Source organism: Nocardia albiluteola, assembly GCF_018860155.1.
Lineage (GTDB): Bacteria > Actinomycetota > Actinomycetes > Mycobacteriales > Mycobacteriaceae > Nocardia > Nocardia albiluteola.
Genome location: NZ_JAHKNI010000004.1, coordinates 431,550 through 454,449, shown reverse-complemented (window position 1 = coordinate 454,449; position 22,900 = coordinate 431,550). Strand labels below are relative to the sequence as shown.

Here is a 22,900-nt window from a genome sequence, read left to right as displayed (position 1 = left end):
CTCATACTAGAAAACGTACTTCCCATGCCAACTGATCCTCTCACCGAATTCCATGAACACGCGCTTCCCCAAATACGACAACTCCTCCGACTGCCCGGGAAGCAACCCCGCCGGCCTACCAAGCTCTGTGATTGCCCTCGGCGTGGGGAAATCAGGAGAGCCGACCCTGAAGTCATCGAGCATCTTTTCGCCTTTTTCGATCATCGAACTATGCTCTTTAATCTGTTTTACAAGGGCGTCCCTCTCCGGTCCCACAGGCAGCGAATCCCGGTCACGCGCGAGCTGCTCGACCTCGCTACGTGCATTGGACAGCTCGTTCTCCAGTCGGGGTCGAATAAGCTCGACGGCCTCCGCTTGGTCCGCGAACTCAAAGCCCTGCCGCGCAAAAGCGTAGCTTCCGACATCGATATTAGCCAGCAACCTCGACTCAGCTACTCCAGATTGTCTATACCAGTCAAACATGGAATTCTGCCACTCCTTGGCAAACCCGTTGCCCTGGAATTGGGGCCTCAGCGTGGAAAGCTCATGATGGGCGATCAGATTATCCCCCTCCTTGAAATAGAACCGGTCAGCCAACCCGGCATGCCTGCCAATTTGGTCGGTGAACTTTATCTCCACATGCAGCCTGCCCTTTTCTATATCGAAATTCACGTCGTGGATTTCGACACGCAGTCCACGATATTCGCCCTCGATCGCTTGCCGGAACTGCGGCAACAGCCGCTCCTTGTCGAACGGCATGCCGTCCTGCGGAAACAGATCGCGAAGATTCGGTTTGGGCTCGCCCGGTTCGGACCGGCCCGCGGCTCCCGGGGGTTCGGGTGGCTCGGGCGGGCCGCCGGGCGGACCGTCATGTTCCGGTGCGGCACGCCCCGGCTGCCCCGGACCCGGACGCTCGGGGCGAAGGTCATCCCTCGGCCCTGGTTCGGACCGAGGCCCCTGGGGCTCACGAGATTCCCCGGGGTCGTCCGGGCGCCGAGGCTCATCCGCGCGTCGAACCGCATCCGGACGCCGCGGCTCCGGCGAGCTGCGTGGTGTGTCGGGTTCTGGGTGCGGTGAGGCGTCAGCAGAGCGTGGTTCGGGTGCCCGCGGTTCGGACGTCGGCTCGGGCAGATCAGCAGGGAACCGGTCGGGTTCCTGGTCGAGCCAGCTGGGCCGTGATGATTCGGCAGGAGTGTCGTATCCGGGCGCTGCGTCGGTGGGGCGTGGTTCCGGTGCGGATCTGGGGCCTAAGGGGTCGGGGAGGTCGAGTGAACCGAACTGTGCGGGTTCGGGTTCCGGTGTTCGGGGTTCGGCGGATCGCGCTGGGTTGTCGGGGGCATCCGGGTCGGGTGTGGGATCTGTGGCTTCTGGTGAGTGCGGGCTGTCGGGAGTATCGGTGGCGGGTTCTGGTGATGTGAGTTCTTCTGGGTCGGCGGGGTCAGGTGAGTTGTGCGGTGCGGGTTCAGGTTCCGGTGGTTCGGGGTGGGGGTCCGGGGCCGATGTGTCGGGCTCGGTCGGCTCGGGGTGGGTGTCCGGGGCCGATGTGTCGGGCTCGGGTGCTTCGGGGTGGGTGTCCGGTGCCGACGTGTCGGGCTCGGCTGGGCTGGTGGGGGTTTCGGGTGTGTGTGGGCCGGCGGGGGCCTCCGATGGGCCGGAGGGCGCCATCGACTCGGGTTCCGCGGGCGCGGGCCGTTCGTCAGCGGAATGTGGGGCGGTGGTCTCAGGTTCGGGCGTTGGGCGAGCCGGTGTGGGCGCTTCTGGCGCTCGTATGGGCTGGTCGGGCGGGCTCAGCGACGGCCCGGGGCGGGCGCCGGGGGCATCCGGGCGGGATCCTGTCGGCGTTTGTGGGTTGCGGGTGGGTGCGGGGTCGGATGGTCGTGGCCTAGGGGGCTCGGATGCAGGTTTGGCCGTGGCCGGCTCGGGGCGGGTAGCGGTGCCCGCCGACCGGGGCGCCGATGTCTGCGGGCCACCGGTGGGTTCGAGTGCCGGGCGATCACCCGGGCGGAGGAGCCCGCTGTCGGCAGATCGGATCGACGGCGTCGAATGCACCTGCGAACCCGCCGACGTCGGTTGCGGTCGTGCGGTCGATTCGGGTGCGGTGTTGGTGAGTCCCGGCGAGTCCACCTTCGCCGCTGTGGCGGGTTGAGCTGTGGATGTCTGGACGACGGATGGTTGTGCGTTGGTGTCCAGATGGCTTGCGGTATTGGAAGATTGGCTCGTTGCCTGCGCCGACTCGGGGGCGGCGTCGGTATGGGGGGCCATTGTCGCTGATGTGGGCGCCTGAACAGGTTGTGAAGACTGTGGCGTGGGCGTGGCAGACTGCGCCGGTGCCTCGGAATGACTTGCCAGATCGGCAGACCGACCCGGCACCTGCGCTGATTCCGGCGCCTGAACCGCATGCGACGTTTGCGACGCGGGCGCTGCCGACTGCGCAGGCGCCTCCGAATGACTTGCCAGATCGGCGGATCGGCTCGGCACCTGCGCGGGCTCAGCTGTTTGAGCAGCGTGCGGTGTTTGGGACGCGGACGGAGCAGACTGCGCAGGCGCCTCGGAATGACTCGCCAGATCAGCAGACCGACCCGGCACCTGCGCCGACTCCGGCGCCTGAACCGCATGCGACGTTTGCGACGCGGGCGCTGCCGACTGCGCAGGCGCCTCCGAATGACTTGCGAGATTTGCGGATTGACTCGGCGCCTGCGCGGACTCGGGCGCCTGAACGGCATGCGAGGGCTGCGGCGTGGACGGGGCGGGTTGCGCCGGCGCCTCGGAATGGCTTGTGACACTGGAGGGCTGGCTCGGCGCCCGCGCGGGTTCGGGCGCCTGAGCGGGATGCGCCGCTTGCGGTGCGGGTGCGGTGGGCTGTGCGGGCGCTTGTGGGCGCGGCGCGGGTTCGGTGGCTTTCGGGGCGGATTCGGCAGTCTTTGCGGCGTTGGTCGCGGAGTCTGTGACCTTGGCCGCGGATTGGACTGTGGTGTCGGCGGTTTCGGCGGTGCGAGCGGCGGCAACGGCGGTGTCGGCAGCATCACCCGCGGCGACGACATCGCCCGCGCCTCCGGTGGCGGCCCCGAGGGCGGCCTGCCCGACCAGCGAGCCTGCGAACGCGGCCGGATCGGTGCGGACGCTGTGCAGGAACGAGTGCACCGTCGCGGCCCCGTCCGCGGTGGCGACCACCATGCCCGTAGTCAGGTCGGCCTGAGCCTGGTAGTACTGCGCGGGATGGGTCACGTTGTAGGCGTCGGCCGGGTTCACCTGCCGCAGGAACTTCACGATCCCGGTGAGGCTGGTGACCAGGCCCTTGAGGAAATGTTCCTTCAGGTCGTCCACGGCCGCAGAGGCGTCGCTGAAGTCGTCCTTCATCCGCTGGGTGAACGAGGGTGTCTCGGGAGCCTCGGCGGTCGCGGCCCGCAGCTTCGACGCCGCCGTCACGGCCGCGGCATCCCGCTGTGATCGTGCACCGGACAGAATTTGTTGCGCCGCTTGATATATCGGGGTCCAGGTATCGGTCAGCGGCGTTTCGGCTCGTTGTTCGCTCGTCAGCCGGTTCCACGCGTCCTTGGCGCGGGTTTCGGTCGCACGGGCCTGATTCCATTTCGCGATCGCCTCGCCGGCCTTGGTTTGCGCGGCGGTCACCTCGTGGAACCAGTCGTCGAGCGCGCTCGCCGCGGCATGCATGGCATCCGCGCCGGTCCACCACAGTTTGGGTACACGGTCGTACTCGCTGCGGAATTTATCCGCGGTCGCGCCCTTCCAGTCACCGACGTCGATCTTGCGCAGCGCGTCCCCGGTCTCGCCGATGCCATCGCCCATCTGCCTGCACCGCTGCGCCGCCTGATTGATCTTGCTCGTCTCGCCACGGACCAGCTCGGTCGGGTCGTCGGTTTCGCCGAGCTGCAACTCGATCAGCGAACCGCCGTAGGCGTCAACGATGTGGTCCCCGACCTTGTCGAGTGCCTTTGCCACCGAGTCCGCGCCGACATTGTGTGCCACGGAGGCAACACTGTGCAGCCCTGCGTCCGCGAGTTCGCCGACCGATTTCTCTGCGGCGGAGATCGCGTCGCTGAGGTCGTCGAACATTCACTTCTGTCCCGGCTGCCCGAGAATGGCCCGGGCCTTCACCGCCGCTGCGGGGTCCGCCGATTTCCAGGGTGTGATCGGGTTCGCCACGACTCCCGGTGCGGCCGCTATGACCGCCCGTGCGTCGTTGAAATTGTGCGCCGCCATCTGCTCGAACGACTTCTGGCTGTAGTCGGGATGAAGGGCGTTGTTGACCATGTTGTCCGACAACGTCTGCCCCCACGATTGCGCATCGACCTGCTGGGCGGTCAGGTGCGGATTGCTGGTGAGGTCCGCGTACGCCTCCTTGAACATGTTGGAGAATTCCTCGTCCTCTTCGTGGTACAGCCCAGCGGCCAAATTCAGAGTGTCCGCGATGTCGTTGCCGTCCTGCACCAACGCCCGCACTCCCCACGACCAGCGGTCACAGAACGTGCCGAATGCCTCCCGCACCGATTCGTTTCCCGCCTCCATCGGCGACAGCCTCGTGTCCGAGAATCCACGCCCGACCACGGCGGTCGATTCGATACCCACGTCGGACAACTCGCCGACGATCTTGTTGATGCCGTCGGCCGCCTCCTGCAGCAGCTTCGGGTCGACATCCAGCTGATCGGCCACCGGTCAGACCACTCCCGCCACGGTTCCGTCCGGTGACATGTCACCGACCTGCGGCGGAAACACCATCGGCGCCGTACCCGCCGCATCCACCACCACCCCGGTCGGCTCCGGCCGCGATGCCGCGTGCGCGGCCAGCCGCCGGCCGCGCACCGTGTGGTACCGGTATTCCCGATCGGGGACGACCGTGCGGCGCACCAGGAATCGCGCGAACTCTCCCACGCTGGTGAAGGCGCAGATCCATCCGACGCCCTCGAATTGCGATACCAGGATCCGGTCGTCATCGGTGATCTGGATCAGCAGTACGGCATCGGCGAACGCGTCCATCAAGAGCTCGGGCTGCCCGAACCCGGAGTAGAAGGCGGCGATCTCCGCTTGCAGCGCAGCACTATCCCCCCTGGTGGCAAGCAACCGAGTGTTCCCCCCTCCACGTATCTTCAAGGACCAGATCGTATCTCATGCGAGTTCGAGCAACCCTGGGATCGATGCGCAGGCAACCTGCCGCCGCAACCCGGGCACTGGTATTCATCACCAGCCGTGATCAGCGTTGTCACAGTGCGGATCCCGGTGTGCCGGCAGCGAACCGAATGCCGAGCTGGTCGGCCTGTACACCTCGGCCGGACCAGCTCGCCGGGCACCTACACCGGGCGAATCTGCCCGTCTCCCCAGACGATCCACTTGGTGGAGGTCAGTTCCGGTAGGCCCATCGGGCCGCGGGCGTGGAGCTTCTGGGTCGAGATGCCGATTTCGGCGCCGAAGCCGAATTGTTCGCCGTCGGTGAAGGCGGTGGAGGCGTTGACCATGACGGCGGCCGAATCCACGCGGTCGGTGAATTCGCGGGCGGCGCGCAGGTCGGAGGTGACGATGGCCTCGGTGTGGCCGGTGCCCCACTGGTTGATGTGTTCGACGGCGGCGTCCAGGTCCTCGACCACCTTCAGGGCGATGTCCATCGAGAGATATTCGTCGGCCCAGTCGGTGTCGGTGGCCGGCACCAGGCCGGGCAGATCGCCGTGGACGGTGACCCCGGCGGTCTCGAGCGCCGAGATCAGCCGGGGCACAGCGACATCCGCGACCGCGCTGTCGATCAGCACCGTCTCGGCGGTGTTGCACACACTGGGCCGTCGGGTTTTGGCGTTGAGCAGGATGGACTCGGCCATGTCCAGATCCGCGGCGGCGTGCACATAGACGTGGCAGTTGCCGGTGCCGGTCTCGATCGTGGGCACCTGCGCGTCGCGGACGACCGCGTCGATCAGTCCGGCGCCGCCGCGCGGGATGACGACGTCGACCAGGCCGCGCGCCTGGATCAGATGGGTGACGCTGGAGCGGTCCTGGCTCGGCAGCAGCTGCACCGCGTCCGGCGGAAGATCCTGCGCCGCAAGCGCTTCCCGCAGCACCTCGACCAGTGCGGCATTGGAGCGCGCGGCCGAGGAGGAGCCGCGCAGCAGGGCCGCGTTGCCGGATTTCAGCGCCAGCCCGAAGGCGTCGACGGTGACGTTCGGCCGCGCCTCGTACACCATGCCGAGCACGCCGAGCGGCACCCGCACCTGCTTGATCTCGAGGCCGTTGGGCAGCGTGGAGCCGCGCACCACCACGCCGACCGGATCGGGCAGGCCCGCGACCTGACGCAGCCCGGAGGCGATCCCCTCGAGCCTCGCCTGGGTCAGGCGCAGCCGGTCCAGCATGGAAGCGGCGGTGCCCGCGGCCCGCGCGGCCTCGATGTCCCCGGCGTTGGCGGCCAGCACGCGATCGGCGGCGGCCAGCAGCGCATCGGCGCACGCGTGCAGCGCCGCATTCTTCTCGGCGGTGGTAAGGCGGGCGAGCGTGCGCGAGGCCACCCGGGCCCGGCGCGCCGCGTCGTGCACCGCCGCGCGAACGTCGGTGCCGGTGGCGGTGGGAGCATTCATGCCCACCAGCCTACTGACCGGGTGATTCAACCCACGCCGGCATCCCCGCCGCCCCCTTGTCCGGCCGTCGCTCCCGCCCATAAGATGTCTGACATCTGACAGGAGGAGCAGTGGTGGAACTGACACCGGTCTCGGCCGGATCGACGGTGGACGCGGTCCTGGACCAGCTGCAGGCGACCGTGCGGAGCGGGGCATGGGCCGTGGGACAGCGGATTCCCGGCGAGCTGGAGCTGACCCGGCAACTGCGGGTCAGCCGCCCGGCGGTGCGCGAGGCGATCCGCGCCCTGACCCATATCGGCGTGCTCGAGGTGCGGCGCGGCGACGGCACCTACGTGCGCAGCGCCGCCGACCCCCGGCCGCTGCTGCAGCGGATGCAGCGCTGCGATGTGCGCGACGTGTTCGAGGTGCAGCTGGCCTACGACGTGCAGGCCGCCAAGCTGGCCGCCCGGCGACGCACCGAGGCGGATATCGCGCGGCTGCACACCCTGCTAGAGGCGCGGAATTCCGCTACGGGCGCAGCCGAATTCGGTGATACCGATGCCGAATTCCACCTAGCGATCATCGAGATCACCCGCAACCCGGTGCTCGTGGAGGCCGCGCGCTTCTTCGCGGCGCAGTTGCGGCAGGCGTTGGGAGCGGTGCGCCGGGACCACGAGGTACCCGAGGCGGGTCCGGCCGCGCACCGCGCGGTGGTCGACGCAATCGCCGCCGGTGACGCCGAGGCGGCGGGCCGGGCGGCAGCAGCGGTCGTGGAACCGACACTGGCCGTGCTGGATTCGCTCGCGGAGGCCGAAAATACTGGCGCTGCAGTCGATCCTGCGATGCCCCACCGCGCGACCCGGACGGCGAACGCCAGGGCTCCCCGCGCGAAGGCCGGCGCGGATACCGATACGCCGAACACTCCGGAAGTCCGCATCCGGAGTACGCCGGAGGGCACGAGCGATTCACGAAGACAACCCGGCTCGCGGTCCCCGGAATCGCCTGCGGCACACGACAGAAAGTCGGCGCGGTGATGTCCGGGCAGCAGTGGGCGTACCTCCGCATTCGCTCCGGCCGTGCGCGGTCTACCGACGGCTCCGCCGACAGCACCCTCTCGGCGTACCTCCGCATTCGCTCCGGCCGTGCGCGGTCAACCGACGGCTCCGCCGACAGCACCCCCTCGGCGTACCTCCGCCGTCACCCCGGCCGTGCGCGGCCTCTCGGCGGCTTCACCGACAGCGCCCCGCTCAGGCTCCTACTCATCGTCCTGGTGGCCGTCAATCTGCGGCCCGCGGTGACGGCGGTCGGTCCGATGTTGTCCGAGATCCAGCACGAGCTGCATCTGTCCAGCGCCGCGGCGGGCGCGATGACGACGCTGCCGCTGGTCTGCTTCGGCATGTACGGCTTGATCGCGCCATTCCTGCGGCGCTCGCCAGCGCCGGAGACCCTGCTGGTCGCGGCGATGGGGCTGCTGACCACGACGCTGCTGATCCGGGTCATCCCCGTGACGGCGGTGCTGTTCGCGGGATCGCTGCTGGCGGGCGTGGCGATCAGCATCGGAAATATCGCGGTGCCCGCGATCATCAAGCGCGACTACCCCGATCGGGTCACGACAGTGACCGCGGTGTACTCGGTCGCGGTCACCGTCGGCGCGGCCGGGGCCTCGGCGCTGGCGGTCCCGATCGAGCACGGACTTCACACCGGCTGGCGAATGCCGTTGGCGCTGTTGGCGATTCCGGCGGCCGTTGCGGGGCTGGCCTGGCTCCCCAGGCTGCGCCGCGGCGGAGATCCAGGGGCGGCGGCGCCGGGCGGGCACTGGGAGCTGTGGCGCGACAAGCTGGCCTGGCAGGTCACCGCGTTCATGGGCCTGCAATCCGTGCTGGCCTACGCGATCATCGGCTGGATGCCGACCATCTACATCGATCGTGGTCTGGGCAAGGAGGCCGCCGGGTACGCCGTCTCGCTGGTCAGTCTGACGCAGGCCGTCGGCGCGATGGCGGTGCCGCTGTTCGAACGGCGGCTGCGGGATCAGCGCCCGCTGGTCGCCGCGGCGGTGGTGCTGAACGTCATCGGGTTCGCCGGAATCGCCTGGGCGCCGGTCGGATCGGTGTGGGCGTGGGCGGTGCTGCTGGGTCTGGGCCAGGGCGCTGCGTTCGCGACCGCGCTGTCCTTCCTGGGCCTGCGCTCCTCCGATGCACAGACCGCGCGCCAATTATCCGGCATGGCACAGGGTGTCGGCTACGTGATCGCCGCGGCCGCACCGCTGGCGCTGGGCGCACTGCACGACGCGGTCGGCAACTGGACCGTGCCGATGATCGTCATGCTGGGCGTTGCCGCGCTCACCGGGCTACCCGGCCTGGCCGCGGGCCGCAATCGGACGGTGCTGCCGCATCGCGCGACGACGGCGGCCGGTCAGGAGTGCGCGCCGGCCGCGGGCTGAACTCGCACAACATATTTCGACGCGGCCTCAGGCGGCCCCGGTGTGGTGCGCCACCAGATCGGCCAGCTGCGCCGCGACCCGCTCGAGCGGGGCGGCGGACCGGGTCGCCAGGGACATGACCACCGCGCCCTCGACCGCGGCGACGACGGTGGTCGCCAGCGAGAGCGCCAGCTCGGGATCGACCCGCTCGGCCCGGAGCCGCTCCGCGACGATGCCCTCCCACTCGGCGAAGGTCTCCCCGGCCGCATCGGCCGCCTCGGGCGCCTCGCTGCGGCCTAGTGCAGCGGCCACGATCGCACACCCGGCGGTGAAGTCGCTCGCGATCACCATCTCGCGCCATATCGCCGGGACCTGGGCCACGCACGAGGCCAGGTCAGCGCCCGCGAGCATGGTGCGCATCACCGCGCTGTACGCCTGCCCGACGGTGCGGGTCGCCTCGGCGATCAGCTCGGATTTACCGGACGGGAAATTGAGGTAGACCGAGCGCCGGGAGACGCCGCTGCACTCGAGTAGCTGCGCGATTCCGGTGCCCGCCACACCATTTCGCCGCATCAGCTCGACCGCGCCTTCGATCAGCCGATCCCGGGCTCCCATCGCGCACCTCCCTCGTCCGTTCGGCCCAGCATACTCTTGCGAGTATACCGATCGGTGTACTAGCCTGCTCACTACACCGATCGGTCTACCTGGGCCCGATCCATAGGAGGGCATACGACGATGGCAACCCTGCACGATCCACTGCCGCTCCCCTGCGGCCGGACGCTGCCCAACCGGATCATGAAGTCGGCGCTGAGCGAGGGCCTCGGCACCGCGGACCTCGCGCCCGGCGAGCGCCTGGTCCGGCTCTACGACCGCTGGGGCGCCGGCGGCTTCGGGCTCATCGTCACCGGCAACGTGATGATCGATCGCACCCAGCTCGGCGAGCCCGGCAACGTCGCGGTCACCGACGAGCGCGACCTCGGTGCGCTGACCCGCTGGGCGAAGGCCGCCAAGCAGGGCGGCGCCCCGGTCTGGATGCAGGTGAATCACCCCGGACGCCAGGCCAATCCGCTCGCCACCCGGCATCGGCCGGTGGCGCCGTCCGCGATCGCGCCGGGCATCCCCGGCATGCCGACGCCACGTGCGCTGACCGAGGCCGAGATCGCGGACCTCATTCAGCGATTCGCCACCACCGCCCGGGTGGCCGAGGCCGCAGGATTCGACGGCGTGCAGATCCACGGGGCGCACGGATATCTGGTCTCGCAGTTCCTCTCACCCCTGTCGAACCGGCGTACCGACGACTGGGGCGGAGACGGCCCGCGGCGGATGCGATTCGCGCTCGAGGTGGTGCGGTCGATCCGCGGCGCGGTGGGTCCCGGATTCGCCGTGGGCATCAAGCTCAACTCCGCCGATTTCCAGCGCGGCGGATTCACCGAGGACGAATCGCGGGCGGTGCTCGAGGCGCTGTCCACCGAGGGGCTCGATCTGATCGAAATCAGCGGCGGCAGTTACGAATCCCCGGCGATGATGGGCCGTCCGCGCGCCGGGGCGAGCACCCGGGCGCGCGAGGCCTACTTCCTCGAGTACGCCGAATCGGTGCGGCGGACGGTATCCGGCATTCCACTCGCCGTGACCGGCGGGTTCCGTTCCAGGGCGGCGATGTCCTCGGCCGTCGAGTCCGACGCCTGTGACGTCGTCGGCCTAGGCAGGCCGACGGCCGTACAGCCCACCGCCGCGGGCGAACTGCTGACCGGCCGCACCGATGTGCTACGCCCACCGGTCATCTCGCTGGGCCTGCGCGGCAGGCTCGCGCGCAGCGGCGCCATGAAGTCCTTCGATGGCGCGCTGGATCTGCAGTGGCACACCGATCAGCTCCATCGGCTCGGCGCCGGACTCGATCCCGACCCGACCCGCTCTCCGTGGAAGACCGCTGCCACCATGCTGCGACGCAACGGATTCGATGCCCTGCGTCCGCGCCGCGGCGCGACCGGCGACCCGCGGGACCGGGATGCCCGCAAGTTCGCGATCCTGTTGTGGGCCAACCGCAACGTCATGAACCCGACCATCCGCGGACTAGACCGGATCGGCATCCGGACCACCCTCGCCACCGAACTGGAGACGACCGGCCGCAAGTCGGGGCTGCCGCGCCGCGTGCCGGTCACCGTGCGGTTCGACGAGACCGGCGCGTGGCTCATCTGCCAGCACGGCAAGCTGTCCGGGTGGGGCAGCAATATCGCCGCCGACCCGAATGTCCGGGTACGCAAGGGCACGCAGTGGCTCACCGGAATCGCGGAGCTGCGCCCCGACGACGACGTCGTCGCGCGCGCCCGATCCTTCGCACCGCTCCGCATGCTCGCGCCCCTGACCGCGGCGGGTTTCGCCGCCCTGCAGACCACTCCGGTCTCGGTGCGAATCACCTTCACCGACAAAGTATCCCGGGAGCCGGACCGGAGCCGGGCGGTTCAGTCGACAGCCTAGGCGCGCCAGGATCCGGATGCGATCGTTCGGTGGCACAGCGTCGACCGCGCACGAGCCGACCGGCGAGGCCCCGGACAGCAAACGGCCCGCCGTGCACTGCACGGCGGGCCGCTCGTCGATCAATCCCTACCTAGCCCACTCGTGGCCCCAGTAGCTGTCGGCGGTCATCTCCTCGGCCACATAGTCCGGGCCGACATGCATTCCCTCGCAGCCGAATTCGAGATCCCAGCCGCCCGGCGTGCGGACGTAGAACGAGATCATCTTGTCGTTGGTGTGCCGACCCAGGGTCGAGGACAGGTGGTAGCCCGCCTTCGTCACCCGGTCCAGCGCGCGGCCCACGTCGTCCAGCTGGTCCACCTCCACCATGATGTGGACCAGACCCGGCCCCTCTGAACGGGATCCGGGGATCAGGGCCAGGCTGTGGTGCCGCGCGTTGACGCCGAAGAACCGGATCCAGATCGGATGGTCCGGCGGGCCGACGCGGAACGAGCCACGGGCGGAGAAGTCGAGCACCTCCGCGTAGAACCAGCGGGCGGCCTCGAGGTCCGGCACCGGCAGCACCACGTGGCCCAGACCCAGTCCGCCGGTGACGAATCGGGCGCCGTGCCGAGTCAGCACCGGGCTGTGGTCCAGCAGCGGCCCGTGGAACACCTCGATCGTGACGCCGGAGGGATCGGTGAAGCTGATGGCCTCCTCGACGTGGCGGGCGACGGCCTGCTGGAGCGTCAGTGCGGTGACGCCCACCCCCGCCTTCTCCAGGGCCTCACGCACCAGCGCCAGCGAGGTGGCGTCGGCGACCTGCCAGCCCACCGCCAGCACCTCGTCGCGCTCGCCGGGCACCAGCTCCAGCCGGTAGGTGTGCTCGTCCATCCGCAGATAGATCGAATCCTCGTTGGGCCCTTGACCTTCGGCGAAGCCGATGGTCTCGAACGCGAAGGTGCGCCAGGCCTCGGGGTCGGCGATGCCGATCCGCACATAGCCGAGGGAGCTGAAGGCAGCCACTGTGTTTACTCCTTATCCGATTCCGGGAAGCGGCACGCGGCCGCGGTTGTGCACGTCCATCTCGCGCGTGCTGACGCCGATCACTCCGGCGGCCACGGCGTCGTCGATGCTGTCGCGCAGCATGTGGCAGGTGCGCATGCGCCCGTCGTCGCCGGCGATCTCGGGGCACGCCGCGACGGCCGCGGCATTCCACTGCACGCTCGTGTGCTGCATGCTGTACTTCTCCACCAGCACGCACGAGCCGCACGTCCGGCACGAAACCTGTTCCATGGCACCTACTTTCACACGTCGGCCGCCGCCCGCTTGGCCAGATTCTCGGCCACCTCGGCCTCCCAGGCGGTCACGGCGCGGGTGGTGTCCACCTCGAATTCGAAGCGGTCGGTCATCTCCGCGCTCACCTCGGCGGCATCGGTGTAGAACTGCTCGTACCAGCGGCGCAGCTGGTAGACCGGGCCGTCCTCCTCGCACAGCAGCGGATTGTTGATGCGGGATTTACGCTTCCAGATTGCCGCGTCCTGCTCGAATCCGCGGCCCAACCCGCCGACGAACTTCTCCGCGATCTGCTGCGCCTGCTCCGGCGGAACGCCCTGGGGCCGCTTGGCGATGGCGCCGTACTGCAGCACGAACCGATTCTCGGTGATCGGGTAGTGGCAGTTGATCAGATAGCCCTCCACCGTGAGGCCCGGGCTCTCGCTGCGCAGGTAGTCGATCATGTACGAGGGACCGTAGTAGGAGGCCTCGGACTGCAGGGTGTTCTTGCCGCCCAGCGCCTTCGCGGTCTCGCCCATCATGTCCTCGCGGGAGATGGAGGTCATGTACTGGCTCGCGGTGTGGCCGGAGAAGACGTTCTTGAAGTAGGTCGGGAAACCGTAGTGCACGTAGAAGAAGTGCGCCATGTCCACCACGTTGTCGACGACCTCGCGGCAGTTGGCCTCGACGATCATGGTGTTCCAGGTCCAGTCGGTCCACTCGTCGTCGAACGCGGCGTCGATCCGGGGAATCGCCAGCTCCGCGGGGGGTTTGGAACCCTCCGGATCGTTCCAGACGAATAGCTGCTTGTTCTCCTCCAGCGTCGGCCACGCCCGGGTGCGGGCCAGCGGCGGCACCCGGCGCGCATACGGGATGCCGGTGCAGCGGCCGTTGCCGCCCCAGCGCCAGTCGTGAAACGGGCAGGCGATGGAGTTGCCCTTGACGGTTCCGTCGGCCAGATTGCCGCCCATGTGCGGGCAATAGGCGTTGAGTACGTTGAGTTTTCCGTCCTCACCGGCGAACACCACCAGTTCGGTGCCGAACGCGGTGACGGTGTGCGGGGTGCCGTCGCGGAAGGTGTCCGCGAGACCGAGGCAGTGCCAGCCGCGGGCGTACCGTGCGGGCGGTCCGGCCGCATCTATGACGCGGATCTCGGCGTCGGTCATGTACTTCCTCCAAATACTTCGGTCGATACCGATAGTGCCGTCGGGTGAGCTCGCCGACAGGTCGAAGTCCCGCTGGGCGGGAGCAGGTTCGCGTCGGGCCCGGGTCTACCGCTCGAGCCGCTCGAACGCGGACCGGTAGAACAGCAGCGGCGGCTCCTGCGAGTGCTCGACGAGATCGGTCACCCGGGCGATCACGATGGTGTGGTCCCCGCCGTCGACTTCGCGGTCGAACTCGCAGTCGATGGCCGCCAGCGCGCCGGCCAGCCGCGGCGCCCCGTTGTACGAGGGGGTCCAGTCGACCCCGGCGAACTTGTCGGTGCCGCTGCGAGCCAGCGCGCGGCACACGTCCTGCTGGTCGTGGGCCAGGATGTTGACGCAGAACCGTCCGGCCCGGCGGATGCGCGGCCACGAGGTCGAGGTGCGCGCGGGAAAGAAGCAGACCGCGGGCGGATCCAGGGACAGCGACGAGAACGACTGGCAGCTGAAGCCGACCGGTGCACCGTCGTCCAGGGCGGTGATCACCGTGACGCCGGTACAGAACCGGCTCAGCACGGCCTTGAAGTTCTCGCCCGCATCCGGCGCTTTCACCGTCTCCACGGCGCCCTCCTTATTTCGATCAGTCATATAGCTGACAGTCATCAGACCAGGTCGGGGCGCCTATGGGGCAATACGTAGACCCGGTCACCGGGAACAAATACGTAGTTCCACCGATTCGCCATGCGCGCCGACAGGCCACTGTGACTGGTACCACTAATGACAAAACCGCACATGCCTAGTCGAAATACTTCTAGACTGCATATGAGCCAACGGAGGTACATATGGCCGTCACCGTACTGCCCACCACCGGCCGCGCCATCCCGGCGCACCGCCCCGTGACCGGCACCCGGCCCGCCCCGACCCCCGCCCGCACCACCGTGGCGGCGCCGGCCGCCGCCGCCCCCGCCCGCTCGATTCCCGTGTCGATGATCGAGCGCATGACGCTGATCCTGGACGCGTTCGATGCCGCCACCCCGACCCTGACGCTGCTGGAAATCGTTGAGCGAACCGGACTTCCGCGCTCGACGGTGCACCGGATCCTGGACCAGATGATCCGGCTGCGGTGGCTGGCGCATACCTCCGGCGGCTATCGCCTCGGCATGCGAACCCTCGAGCTGGGCGGGCTCACCGCCGACCACAACGAGATCCGCGACACCGTCAGTCCCCTGCTGCACGAGCTGGCCCAGCGCACCGGCATGGTCGGGCATCTGGCGGTGCTCGACGGCCGCGAGGTGGTGTACCTGGACAAGGTGGGCGGCCGTTTCGCCGCCGGGTTGCCGACCCGCCTGGGCGGCCGGATGCCCGCGCACGCAACCGGTTTGGGCAAGGCCATGCTCGCGGCCCTCGAGCCCCCGATCGCGGAGGCCGCCTTCCGGACGCGGCTGCCGCGGCTGACCCCCCGCACCTTCTGCGAGCCCGAGGTCCTGCAGCGCGAGCTCGCCCAGATCCGGCTGCGCCAGGGAGTGGCGATCGACCGCGAGGAGGCAATGCCCGGAATCGCCTGTGTCGCAGCGCCGCTGCGCGGTCGCGGCGCGGCCACCGCGGCTCTGTCGCTCTCGGGCCCGGCCGATGCGATGAGTTTCGACCGGCTCGCCCGGGTCGTGCTGGAGGTCGCCCACGAGGCCGGGCGCACGCTGTACCCGCGCCGCTCGCGGTGGCGGTAATTCCCGACCGGAATATTCCTGGGCGATATAGTTCGATGATGAGATCTGGCGCCGACCTGCCGACCACCTCCTGGGCCGTGCTCGGGATGCTCTCGCATGCGCAGGAGCTGTCGGGGTACGACCTGAAGAAGTGGGCCGACTGGAGCCTGCAGTTCTTCTACTGGAGCCCCTCGTTCAGTCAGATCTACGCCGAGCTCAAGCGCCTGGAGAAACACGGCTACGTCACCTCCCGCACGGTGCTGAACGAGGACGGGATCCGCGGCAAGCGCATGTACGCGATCACGGCTGAGGGTCGGGAGGCGGTGTCGCACTGGGTCAATCACTCCCCCGTCGAGGCCCCGGTGCTCAAGCACAGCGTGATGCTGCGGGCCTGGCTGGGCCACCTCGCCGAGCCGGACCGGCTGCGCTCGATCCTCACCGAGCACATCGACAACGCGGAGACCCTGCGCCGGCGCGCCGAGGCCGACGCCGAGGGCTCGCACGCCAACCCGGACTGGGCCTTCCCGACCGCCGTGCTGCGCTGGTGCGTGCGCCATTACGAGGCCGAGCGCGAATTCGCCAAGGATCTGCTCGCGGATCTGGACAACCTGCAGAAGCAGAGCCGAAAGACACAGGGCCGCACCAAGTCCCGATCATCCAAGTCCACGCGCACCACGAAACCCTGAGGCCCGGAACCCGACCGTCGCCGACTCAGCGCCGCACGATGCGGGCCAGCCAGGCCGCGGCCCGGACGGTCCCGTCCGGCCCGGCGCTCACCCCGGCCAGCGACTCCGGCGACAGCGCCTCGGTGATCCGCCCGAGATACCGTGCGGGCCGCAGGTCCTCCAATTCCCATCCGGTGGTGAAGGATTCACGGATCAGCCCGTCGCTGATCCGCGGACCGAAGCCCGGCTCGACGTCCGACAGGGCCAGCACGTGCACGCGGCCGCCCGGGGCGCACAACGCGTGCAGGGCGCGCACATAGCTCGCCCGGGCCGGCGGATTCTCCCGGAATACGTGGAACAGCGCGCTGTCCACGACGGTGTCGAAGACGCCGAGCTCGGCGGCGAGGTCCGGATCATCGCCCATCGCCACCATGTCGGCGAGCTCGAACCGCGCGGCGGGCACCCCCTGGCCGGCGGCGTTGCGGCGCGCGAAGGCCAGGGCGCTGGGCGACAGGTCGACCCCGCGCACGTCGTAGCCCAGGCGCGTCAGCGCGATGGTGTGCTCACCGGCGCCGCAGCCGGCATCGAGCACCCGCCCGCGAATCCAGCCGTCGCGCTCGAGCGCGACGATCTCCGGTTGCGGCTGCCCGATCACCCAGGGCGCGGTATCGGTGTCGTAGACGTGGTTCCAGGACTCAACGGGGCGTGTCATGCACTCAGCGTGCGACCTCAACCGAAGTTCACGTCAAGCCGCCGCGCGCCGATCGCGGATGTCGGCGGACACCGATCCCGCTGACCGGAACATCACCTGGTAACTCAGCGGCCGGAATATTTCTATTAGGCATATACAAGGAGGTGGTCGGCATGACAGCTGAACTCGACTCGATCCAGGCCGCGGTGGCCGCGCTGGCGGGCGGCGGGCCCGTGCTGGTGGTCGATGACGAAGACCGCGAGAACGAGGGTGATCTGCTGCTCGCCGCCGAACTGGCGACCGCGCAGACCGTCGGATTCCTGGTGCGCCACACCAGCGGTGTGCTGTGCGTGCCGATGCCGGGCGAGGATCTGGACCGGCTGGCGCTGCCCCCGATGACGGCGGTGAACGAGGATCCCAAGGGCACCGCCTACACCGTCTCGGTGGATGCGGCGGCCGGGATCACCACCGGCATCTCCGCCGCGGACCGCGCACACACCATGCGGCTGCTCGCCGACCCGCGCACCACGCCCGGCGACCTCACCCGCCCCGGTCACGTCTTCCCGCTGCGCGCCCATCCGCGCGGGGTCCTCGGGCGGCCCGGCCACACCGAGGCCGCGGTGGATCTACTGCGCCTGGCGGGGCTGCGCCCGGCGGGCGTGATCGCGGAGGTGGTGCAGGACGACGGTTCGATCGCGCGGCTGCCGGAACTGCTGATCCTGGCCCGCACGCACGGCATTCCGATCATCTCCATCGCCGATCTGATCGATCATCGAAATCGACTGGAGCGCACGGTGACCCGGCTCGCGGAAACCCGGATGCCCACGCGCTTCGGCGAATTCCGGCTCATGGGTTACCGAGACGACAGCGCGGACACCGAGCATCTGGCGATGGTCTTCGGCGATCCGAGCGGCGACGACGTCCTGACCCGGCTGCATTCGGAGTGCCTGACCGGCGACGCGTTCGGCTCGCTGCGCTGCGACTGCGGCGCCCAACTGGAGGCCTCGCTGCGGGAGGTGGCTACCGCCGGCCGCGGCGTGGTGGTGTATCTGCGCGGGCAGGAGGGCCGCGGCATCGGATTGCTGAACAAGCTGCGCGCCTACGAATTACAGGACGGCGGCGCCGACACCGTGGATGCCAACCTGCGATTGGGGCTGCCGATCGATGCCCGCCGCTACGACGCGGGCGCGCAGATCCTCGAGGATCTGGGTGTGAGGTCGGTGCGGCTGCTGAGCAACAACCCCGCCAAGCAGTTCGGCCTGGAGGCGCGCGGGATCCCGGTCACCCGGCGCATCCCCCTGCAGACCGATCCGACCGAACACAATGTGCACTACCTGCGCACCAAGCGCGATCGCATGCGGCATCAGCTCGAGGTGGCCGACGCGATCCCGGCGACGGGGTAATGCGCGCCCGAACGAAACCAGTTGTGTCAGAGACGGTTTTCGGCCAGCCAGCGCCGCGCCCGCGTCGGCGAGGCCCGGCACAGCCAGGCGTCCTGCACCACCTCGCGCAGCTCGTTCAGGGCGAGCTCACCGAGCCTGCTCGCCCGCACCAGTACCGACAGATGGCCGTCGAAGTGCTTTGTGGTGAACCAGGGCGAGTCCGGATCCTGCACCAGCGCCAGCTTGTCGGACTCCGAGGGCACCCAGATCACGATCACGTCGGGGTACCGCTCCCCGGTGTCCGGATCGACCGCGTCCGGGCGCGGGGTCCGGAAGAAGACGAACGACTTGTGCCCGACCTGGTAGACCGGATTTTCACCCGACCCGTACTCGACCGTGACGTACGGCATGGCCAGCGCCAGCTCGTGCACGTCGTCGACTCGCGCACGCCGGGGCCGGGCCACGGGTCAGTCCGCGAGCCGGGAGAGCACGGCGCGGGTGCGGTCGGCGTCCGGCCCGCCGGTGAACAGGGCCGCCACGAATTCGGTCGCGCCCGCGGCGACGACCTCGTGAATCCGTTGTGCCACCTGCTCTTCCGAGCCGATGATGGCCAGATCCGCCGGACCCGCGGCACCCTCGCGGTCCATCATCTCCCGATACGACGGCAGCGTGTTGTACACGGAGAAGGCCTTCGCGGCCTTCTCGCGGGCGCCGTCCACGTCGTCGGTGACGCAGACCGGCAGCGAGCACACCACGCGCGGCGCGGGCCGGTTCGCCTCGGCCGCCGCGGCGGTGATGATCGGCGCGATGTGGTCGCGGATGGTGGCCGGGCCGGTCATCCAGAGCACGGTGCCGTCGGTCGCGCGGCCCGCGAGCTTCAGCATCGCCGGGCCCATCGCGGCCAGCAGCACCGGGACCGTCCCCTCGTTCGGCACGGACAGGGCCAGATTGCCCGTGACCGTCTCGCCCGCGAAGGCGACCGGCTTGCCCTCCAGCAGGGGCATCAGCACCGACAGGTACTCCTTCATGTGCCGGGCGGGCCGTTCGAAGTCGTAGCCGAACATGTTCTCGATCACGATCCGATGCGACAGGCCGATTCCGAGCGTCAGCCGGCCCGGGCCGGTAGCCAGCGCGGCGGTGCGTGCCTGCTGGGCCAGCGCCCCGGGGTGGCGCGGATAGGTGGGCACCACGGCGGTGCCGATCTCGATGCCGGGCACCTGACTGCCCGCGACGGCGAGCGCGGTGAGCGCGTCGACGCCGAAGATGTTCGCCAGCCAGGCCGAATCGAGACCCTCGTCGGCGGCGCGGCGCAGCTCGTCGGTGAGGGCGCGGAGCCCATCCGATCCGGTAGGTTCGCTCAGCTGAATGCCGATCCGCACGGTAGGCCTCCTGGGGACGGTGGGTGGCGTGTCGATACGCCACTCAGCGTATCGCCCAGGAGCCGTGCGGTCCGGCCGGAGACGGTCCGCGCGCGACCGGTTCCCGTATAGGGTTGCGGGCATGGCGCGGCGTGTCACCGGGAATCTTCCCGCCGAGGTCACCAGCTTCGTCGGCCGCCACGACGAACTGGCCGCCGCGCGGCGACTCCTGCCGACCACGCGGGTCCTGACGCTGCTCGGACCCGGCGGGGTTGGGAAGACCCGCCTGTCCCGGCAGCTGGGCTCGGCGGTGGGGCGAGCCTTTCGCGACGGGGTATGGCTCGTCGAACTGGCCGATGTGCGCGATCCGGACCTGGTGACGCTCAGCGTCGCCGAGGCCCTGAATCTGCGCGACGACACCACCGACCCGCTGCCGCGGCTGCTGGAATTCCTGGCCGGGCGGCGGCTGCTGCTGATCCTGGACAACTGCGAACACCTCATCGACGCGTGCGCCGCGGTGACCGAGCGCATCGTCACCGCGACCGACGACGTGCGTGTCGTGGCCACCAGCCGGGAGGTGCTGGGCATCGGGGGCGAGCAGGTGATGCCGGTGCCGCCGCTGCCGGTCGGCGACCGGCCCGGCGCGTCCGGGGCCACGGCCGATCGGGACGCCGACAGCGATGCGGTGCGGCTGCTGGTCGAGCGCGCGAGCGCCGTCACACCGGGATTCGCCAGCACGCCGGCCAATCGGGCGACGCTGGCGCAGATCTCGCGCCGGCTGGACGGCATGCCGCTGGCACTCGAGCTGGCGGCGTTGCGATTCCGGGTCTTCAGCCCGGCCCAGATTCTGGACCGCCTGGACGACACCATGGACCTGCTGCGCTCGGGTCCCCGCACGGCGCCGCAGCGGCAGCAGACCATCGAGGGCGCGATCCGCTGGAGCTATGAGCTGTGCACTCCCGCCGAACAGGTGCTGTGGCAACAACTCTCGGTCTTCGCGGGCGGTCTGGACATCGATGCCGCCGAGGCCGTGTGCACGCTGCCCGGGGCCGAGCCGGACCTGCTCGGCGCGCTCACCGGCCTGGTCGACAAGTCGGTGCTGGTATTGCGCTCCGAGGAGGACTTCGCCAGATATTCGATGCTGGAACCAATTCGGCAGTTCGGGCACGACCGGCTGCTCGAATCCGGCGCCGAGGCCGCGGTCCGGGCGCGACACCGCGACCACTACCGGCGCCTGGCGCTGCGCGGCCAGCGCGCCTACGGCAACGCCGAGGACCTGGACTGGTTCCGCACCCTGGCCCGCGAGCACGCGAATATGCGTTCGGCCCTGCAGTTCTCGCTCACCGATGCCCCCGAGCTGGCCATGGACGCGGCCACCGCGCTGCGGCCGTACTGGGAGCACTACCGGTTCCTGTCCGAGGGCTATCGCTGGCTCACCGACGCGCTGGCCCGCACGCCGGCGACCGCCTCGCCCGAACGCGCGCGCGGGCTGGCCTCGGCGGCCTCGCTGGCCGCGCTGCTGGCCGACCGCGAGTCCGCGGCCCGGCTGACCGACGAAAGCGTCACGATGGCAACGGAACTGGGCACCGCCGACGTACTGGCCGAGGCACGGCTGGACGCGGCACTGATCGCGTTCGCCGACGGCGACACCGGCCGGGCGCTCGCACTGTCGGACCAGGCCGTCGCCCTGGCTCGCGAGGCGGGCGTCGCCGCCACCGAAATGGACAGTCTCTCCTTCGGATTCATGTGCGCGACCCTGCTGGAGGACGATCGCTCGACCGCGATCGCCGAGGCGTTCCGGGCGATGACCGAGCGCCGGGGCCCCCACATGCTCGGCGGCCTGGCCCTGTGGTCGGTGGGGATCGATCACTGGCGGCACGGCAATCAGGATGCCGCCGCGGCGTTCATGAGCCGCGCGGTCGAGACGTTCGCCGATTTCGACCGGTGCGTATGGCTGGCCTCGGTCTTCGACGGGATGGCCTGGTCGGCCGCCGCGCGCGGGGATATGGAGCGCTCGGCCCGGCTGATGGGCGCGGCGCTGACGTTGCAGCGCAGCACCGTGCGCCTGGCCCACACCATCACCACCGCGATCGGCGACAAGGTACGCGTGCGGGTCCGGGATGCACTGGGCGAGGAGGAATTCCGCGCGGCCTACGACAGCGGGTCGGCGCTGCCGCTACCCGCCGCCATCGACTACGCCCTGGGCCGCACCACCGAGGCCGCGGCGGCCCTGACACCGGATACCGTGCAGCCCAAGCGCGTCGACGGCGCCGCCCCCGCGGTGCTGACCCGCCGCGAGACGGACGTCGCGCGCCTGATCGCCGCCGGGTACAGCAACAAGCGCATCGCCACGGAGCTGGTCATCTCGGTCCGCACCGCGGAAACCCACGTCGACCACATCCTGACCAAGCTCGACTTCACCTCCCGCACCCAGATCGCGGCCTGGGCCCACGACCACGACCTGTGAGGCGGGCTGCATCGCCGAATCGAACCTGTCTGCCACATAATGACGTGCGAATCTACTGCCCCAGCCCGTGATACCTACCAGGACTCGTATTCGTCCTCACGGAGGCAGGTTCGGGCTCTGTCGATCCAGGTGGCGAAGCGGGCGCTGAAGTCCTGGGGCGCGGCGGGACGGAGGGTGATGTGTTCGGCGCGGGTCTCCAGGTAGCGACCGTCGGCCGCGTCGTCCGGGAACTCAATCATCTCTACAACACTTGCTTCGCACTCGTACCAAGTCGGAACGAGTCTCTCGAACTGATCAAGCGAACAGAACACGAGCTAAGCTCGGCCACATGAGCAAAAGGCACTCTCTCGGTGAGATTCCCTGGTTCAAATCCTCGTTCTCCCGTGACGCCGCCAGCTGCGTCGAGGTCCGCTTCACCCCCGGCACCGCCCTGATCCGCGACAGCAAATACCTCCGCAACCCCGCCAACCCCCCTGCCGCACAACCGATCATCGCGATCCCCGTCGCCTCCTGGAATGCCTTCCTATCCCTGGCGACCGGCCACCCGACCACCGCCCCCGGCCTGCCCGCCCTCACCGTCCACCCCGACGGCGGCGCCACCCTGCGCTCCCCCGACGGCACCACCCTCACCTACACCCCCGCCGAATGGACCGCCTACGTCTCCGGCATCCACGCGGGCGAGTTCGCCGCCGCATAGCACCGGATCGCGCGGCACGAACCGCGGCAGCAGGTCGATACTCACGACGAGGATTGGCTATATTGCTGGGACGATGGTGATTCACGCGATCGAGCGACGGTCCCAGGGGGCGGGGGTTCT

Annotated in this window: 21 protein-coding genes; 8 read left to right on the top strand and 13 right to left on the bottom strand. The window is 69.4% G+C overall.

The window, feature by feature from the left end:
* Window positions 1-6: 6 nt before the first annotated feature.
* From KO481_RS15190 to KO481_RS15175, 4 genes are all read right to left on the bottom strand, one after another.
* Window positions 7-4,053, bottom strand: coding sequence for a putative T7SS-secreted protein (locus KO481_RS15190; RefSeq protein ID WP_215917741.1), 4,047 nt, complete (start codon window positions 4,051-4,053; stop codon window positions 7-9).
* Window positions 4,054-4,650 (bottom strand): type VII secretion target, encoded by a 597-nt coding sequence (locus KO481_RS15185; RefSeq protein WP_215917740.1) that lies wholly within the window; start codon window positions 4,648-4,650, stop codon window positions 4,054-4,056.
* 3 nt (window positions 4,651-4,653) lie between these two features.
* The gene (locus tag KO481_RS15180) at window positions 4,654-5,058 is read right to left on the bottom strand and encodes an SseB family protein (RefSeq protein WP_215917739.1); all 405 of its coding nucleotides are present in this window, start codon (window positions 5,056-5,058) and stop codon (window positions 4,654-4,656) included.
* A 227-nt stretch (window positions 5,059-5,285) separates the two neighbouring features.
* Complete coding sequence (locus KO481_RS15175; RefSeq protein WP_215917738.1) at window positions 5,286-6,632, bottom strand: glutamate-5-semialdehyde dehydrogenase; 1,347 nt, start codon at window positions 6,630-6,632, stop codon at window positions 5,286-5,288.
* A gap of 32 nt (window positions 6,633-6,664) precedes the next feature.
* On the opposite strand from KO481_RS15175, the gene KO481_RS15170 reads away from it, so the two are divergent.
* Together KO481_RS15170 and KO481_RS15165 are read left to right on the top strand one after the other, a co-directional pair.
* Window positions 6,665-7,564, top strand: coding sequence for a FadR/GntR family transcriptional regulator (locus KO481_RS15170; RefSeq protein WP_215917737.1), 900 nt, complete (start codon window positions 6,665-6,667; stop codon window positions 7,562-7,564).
* Complete coding sequence (locus KO481_RS15165; protein WP_245400996.1) at window positions 7,564-8,970, top strand: CynX/NimT family MFS transporter; 1,407 nt, start codon at window positions 7,564-7,566, stop codon at window positions 8,968-8,970. The genes KO481_RS15170 and KO481_RS15165 overlap by 1 nt, the downstream gene beginning before the upstream one ends.
* A gap of 27 nt (window positions 8,971-8,997) precedes the next feature.
* Here the strand turns inward: KO481_RS15165 and KO481_RS15160 are convergent, their stop codons facing one another.
* A complete protein-coding gene (locus KO481_RS15160; protein WP_215917735.1) occupies window positions 8,998-9,564 on the bottom strand; it encodes a TetR/AcrR family transcriptional regulator in 567 nt (188 codons plus the stop codon).
* Window positions 9,565-9,684: 120 nt separating this feature from the next.
* On the opposite strand from KO481_RS15160, the gene KO481_RS15155 reads away from it, so the two are divergent.
* Complete coding sequence (locus KO481_RS15155; RefSeq protein ID WP_215917734.1) at window positions 9,685-11,424, top strand: nitroreductase family deazaflavin-dependent oxidoreductase; 1,740 nt, start codon at window positions 9,685-9,687, stop codon at window positions 11,422-11,424.
* 126 nt (window positions 11,425-11,550) lie between these two features.
* Here the strand turns inward: KO481_RS15155 and KO481_RS15150 are convergent, their stop codons facing one another.
* The 4 genes from KO481_RS15150 to KO481_RS15135 form a co-directional block, all read right to left on the bottom strand.
* Entirely contained in the window at window positions 11,551-12,426 is an 876-nt protein-coding gene (locus tag KO481_RS15150; protein WP_215917733.1) for a VOC family protein, read from the bottom strand.
* A gap of 12 nt (window positions 12,427-12,438) precedes the next feature.
* Window positions 12,439-12,696 (bottom strand): hypothetical protein, encoded by a 258-nt coding sequence (locus tag KO481_RS15145; protein ID WP_215917732.1) that lies wholly within the window; start codon window positions 12,694-12,696, stop codon window positions 12,439-12,441.
* 11 nt (window positions 12,697-12,707) lie between these two features.
* Window positions 12,708-13,841, bottom strand: coding sequence for a 3-ketosteroid-9-alpha-monooxygenase, oxygenase component (locus tag KO481_RS15140; RefSeq protein WP_215917731.1), 1,134 nt, complete (start codon window positions 13,839-13,841; stop codon window positions 12,708-12,710).
* A gap of 105 nt (window positions 13,842-13,946) precedes the next feature.
* On the bottom strand, window positions 13,947-14,465 hold the full coding sequence (locus tag KO481_RS15135; protein WP_215917730.1) for a flavin reductase family protein: 519 nt from the start codon (window positions 14,463-14,465) through the stop codon (window positions 13,947-13,949).
* Between the two features lie 194 nt (window positions 14,466-14,659).
* Here KO481_RS15135 and KO481_RS15130 point away from each other — a divergent pair, with 194 nt between their 5' ends.
* Both KO481_RS15130 and KO481_RS15125 read left to right on the top strand, forming a co-directional pair.
* Window positions 14,660-15,541: an IclR family transcriptional regulator gene (locus tag KO481_RS15130; protein ID WP_215917729.1), complete on the top strand. Its 882-nt coding sequence runs from the start codon at window positions 14,660-14,662 to the stop codon at window positions 15,539-15,541.
* Between the two features lie 38 nt (window positions 15,542-15,579).
* Window positions 15,580-16,206: a PadR family transcriptional regulator gene (locus tag KO481_RS15125; RefSeq protein ID WP_215917728.1), complete on the top strand. Its 627-nt coding sequence runs from the start codon at window positions 15,580-15,582 to the stop codon at window positions 16,204-16,206.
* Window positions 16,207-16,231: 25 nt separating this feature from the next.
* Here KO481_RS15125 and KO481_RS15120 read toward each other — a convergent pair whose 3' ends face one another.
* Window positions 16,232-16,897, bottom strand: coding sequence for a class I SAM-dependent methyltransferase (locus tag KO481_RS15120; RefSeq protein ID WP_215917727.1), 666 nt, complete (start codon window positions 16,895-16,897; stop codon window positions 16,232-16,234).
* 152 nt (window positions 16,898-17,049) lie between these two features.
* On the opposite strand from KO481_RS15120, the gene KO481_RS15115 reads away from it, so the two are divergent.
* Window positions 17,050-18,279 carry a bifunctional 3,4-dihydroxy-2-butanone-4-phosphate synthase/GTP cyclohydrolase II gene (locus tag KO481_RS15115; protein WP_215917726.1) on the top strand — a complete coding sequence of 410 codons (1,230 nt, stop codon included), beginning with the start codon at window positions 17,050-17,052 and terminating at the stop codon, window positions 18,277-18,279.
* A gap of 26 nt (window positions 18,280-18,305) precedes the next feature.
* Here the strand turns inward: KO481_RS15115 and KO481_RS15110 are convergent, their stop codons facing one another.
* Both KO481_RS15110 and KO481_RS15105 read right to left on the bottom strand, forming a co-directional pair.
* Window positions 18,306-18,668 carry an MmcQ/YjbR family DNA-binding protein gene (locus KO481_RS15110; RefSeq protein ID WP_215917921.1) on the bottom strand — a complete coding sequence of 121 codons (363 nt, stop codon included), beginning with the start codon at window positions 18,666-18,668 and terminating at the stop codon, window positions 18,306-18,308.
* A gap of 57 nt (window positions 18,669-18,725) precedes the next feature.
* Window positions 18,726-19,637: an LLM class F420-dependent oxidoreductase gene (locus tag KO481_RS15105; RefSeq protein ID WP_215917725.1), complete on the bottom strand. Its 912-nt coding sequence runs from the start codon at window positions 19,635-19,637 to the stop codon at window positions 18,726-18,728.
* Between the two features lie 121 nt (window positions 19,638-19,758).
* Here KO481_RS15105 and KO481_RS15100 point away from each other — a divergent pair, with 121 nt between their 5' ends.
* Window positions 19,759-22,083 (top strand): LuxR C-terminal-related transcriptional regulator, encoded by a 2,325-nt coding sequence (locus tag KO481_RS15100; RefSeq protein WP_215917724.1) that lies wholly within the window; start codon window positions 19,759-19,761, stop codon window positions 22,081-22,083.
* A 74-nt stretch (window positions 22,084-22,157) separates the two neighbouring features.
* Here the strand turns inward: KO481_RS15100 and KO481_RS15095 are convergent, their stop codons facing one another.
* Window positions 22,158-22,322 carry a hypothetical protein gene (locus tag KO481_RS15095; protein WP_215917723.1) on the bottom strand — a complete coding sequence of 55 codons (165 nt, stop codon included), beginning with the start codon at window positions 22,320-22,322 and terminating at the stop codon, window positions 22,158-22,160.
* Between the two features lie 89 nt (window positions 22,323-22,411).
* On the opposite strand from KO481_RS15095, the gene KO481_RS15090 reads away from it, so the two are divergent.
* Window positions 22,412-22,780 carry a DUF397 domain-containing protein gene (locus tag KO481_RS15090; RefSeq protein ID WP_215917722.1) on the top strand — a complete coding sequence of 123 codons (369 nt, stop codon included), beginning with the start codon at window positions 22,412-22,414 and terminating at the stop codon, window positions 22,778-22,780.
* The last annotated feature ends 120 nt before the right edge of the window (window positions 22,781-22,900 follow it).

Excerpts from the sequence above, each read along its gene's own strand:
- KO481_RS15110 (WP_215917921.1), bottom strand. The coding sequence starts at position 18,668 with ATGCCGTACGTCACGGTCGAGTACGGGTCGGGTGAAAATCCGGTCTAC.
- KO481_RS15175 (WP_215917738.1), bottom strand. The coding sequence starts at position 6,632 with ATGGGCGGGAGCGACGGCCGGACAAGGGGGCGGCGGGGATGCCGGCGT.
- KO481_RS15130 (WP_215917729.1), top strand. The coding sequence starts at position 14,660 with ATGGCCGTCACCGTACTGCCCACCACCGGCCGCGCCATCCCGGCGCAC.
- KO481_RS15145 (WP_215917732.1), bottom strand. The coding sequence starts at position 12,696 with ATGGAACAGGTTTCGTGCCGGACGTGCGGCTCGTGCGTGCTGGTGGAG.
- KO481_RS15135 (WP_215917730.1), bottom strand. The coding sequence starts at position 14,465 with ATGACTGATCGAAATAAGGAGGGCGCCGTGGAGACGGTGAAAGCGCCG.
- KO481_RS15190 (WP_215917741.1), bottom strand. The coding sequence starts at position 4,053 with ATGTTCGACGACCTCAGCGACGCGATCTCCGCCGCAGAGAAATCGGTC.
- KO481_RS15115 (WP_215917726.1), top strand. The coding sequence starts at position 17,050 with ATGACAGCTGAACTCGACTCGATCCAGGCCGCGGTGGCCGCGCTGGCG.
- KO481_RS15095 (WP_215917723.1), bottom strand. The coding sequence starts at position 22,322 with ATGATTGAGTTCCCGGACGACGCGGCCGACGGTCGCTACCTGGAGACC.
- KO481_RS15155 (WP_215917734.1), top strand. The coding sequence starts at position 9,685 with ATGGCAACCCTGCACGATCCACTGCCGCTCCCCTGCGGCCGGACGCTG.
- KO481_RS15125 (WP_215917728.1), top strand. The coding sequence starts at position 15,580 with ATGAGATCTGGCGCCGACCTGCCGACCACCTCCTGGGCCGTGCTCGGG.
- KO481_RS15100 (WP_215917724.1), top strand. The coding sequence starts at position 19,759 with ATGGCGCGGCGTGTCACCGGGAATCTTCCCGCCGAGGTCACCAGCTTC.
- KO481_RS15140 (WP_215917731.1), bottom strand. The coding sequence starts at position 13,841 with ATGACCGACGCCGAGATCCGCGTCATAGATGCGGCCGGACCGCCCGCA.
- KO481_RS15120 (WP_215917727.1), bottom strand. The coding sequence starts at position 16,897 with ATGACACGCCCCGTTGAGTCCTGGAACCACGTCTACGACACCGATACC.
- KO481_RS15165 (WP_245400996.1), top strand. The coding sequence starts at position 7,564 with ATGTCCGGGCAGCAGTGGGCGTACCTCCGCATTCGCTCCGGCCGTGCG.
- KO481_RS15090 (WP_215917722.1), top strand. The coding sequence starts at position 22,412 with ATGAGCAAAAGGCACTCTCTCGGTGAGATTCCCTGGTTCAAATCCTCG.
- KO481_RS15160 (WP_215917735.1), bottom strand. The coding sequence starts at position 9,564 with ATGGGAGCCCGGGATCGGCTGATCGAAGGCGCGGTCGAGCTGATGCGG.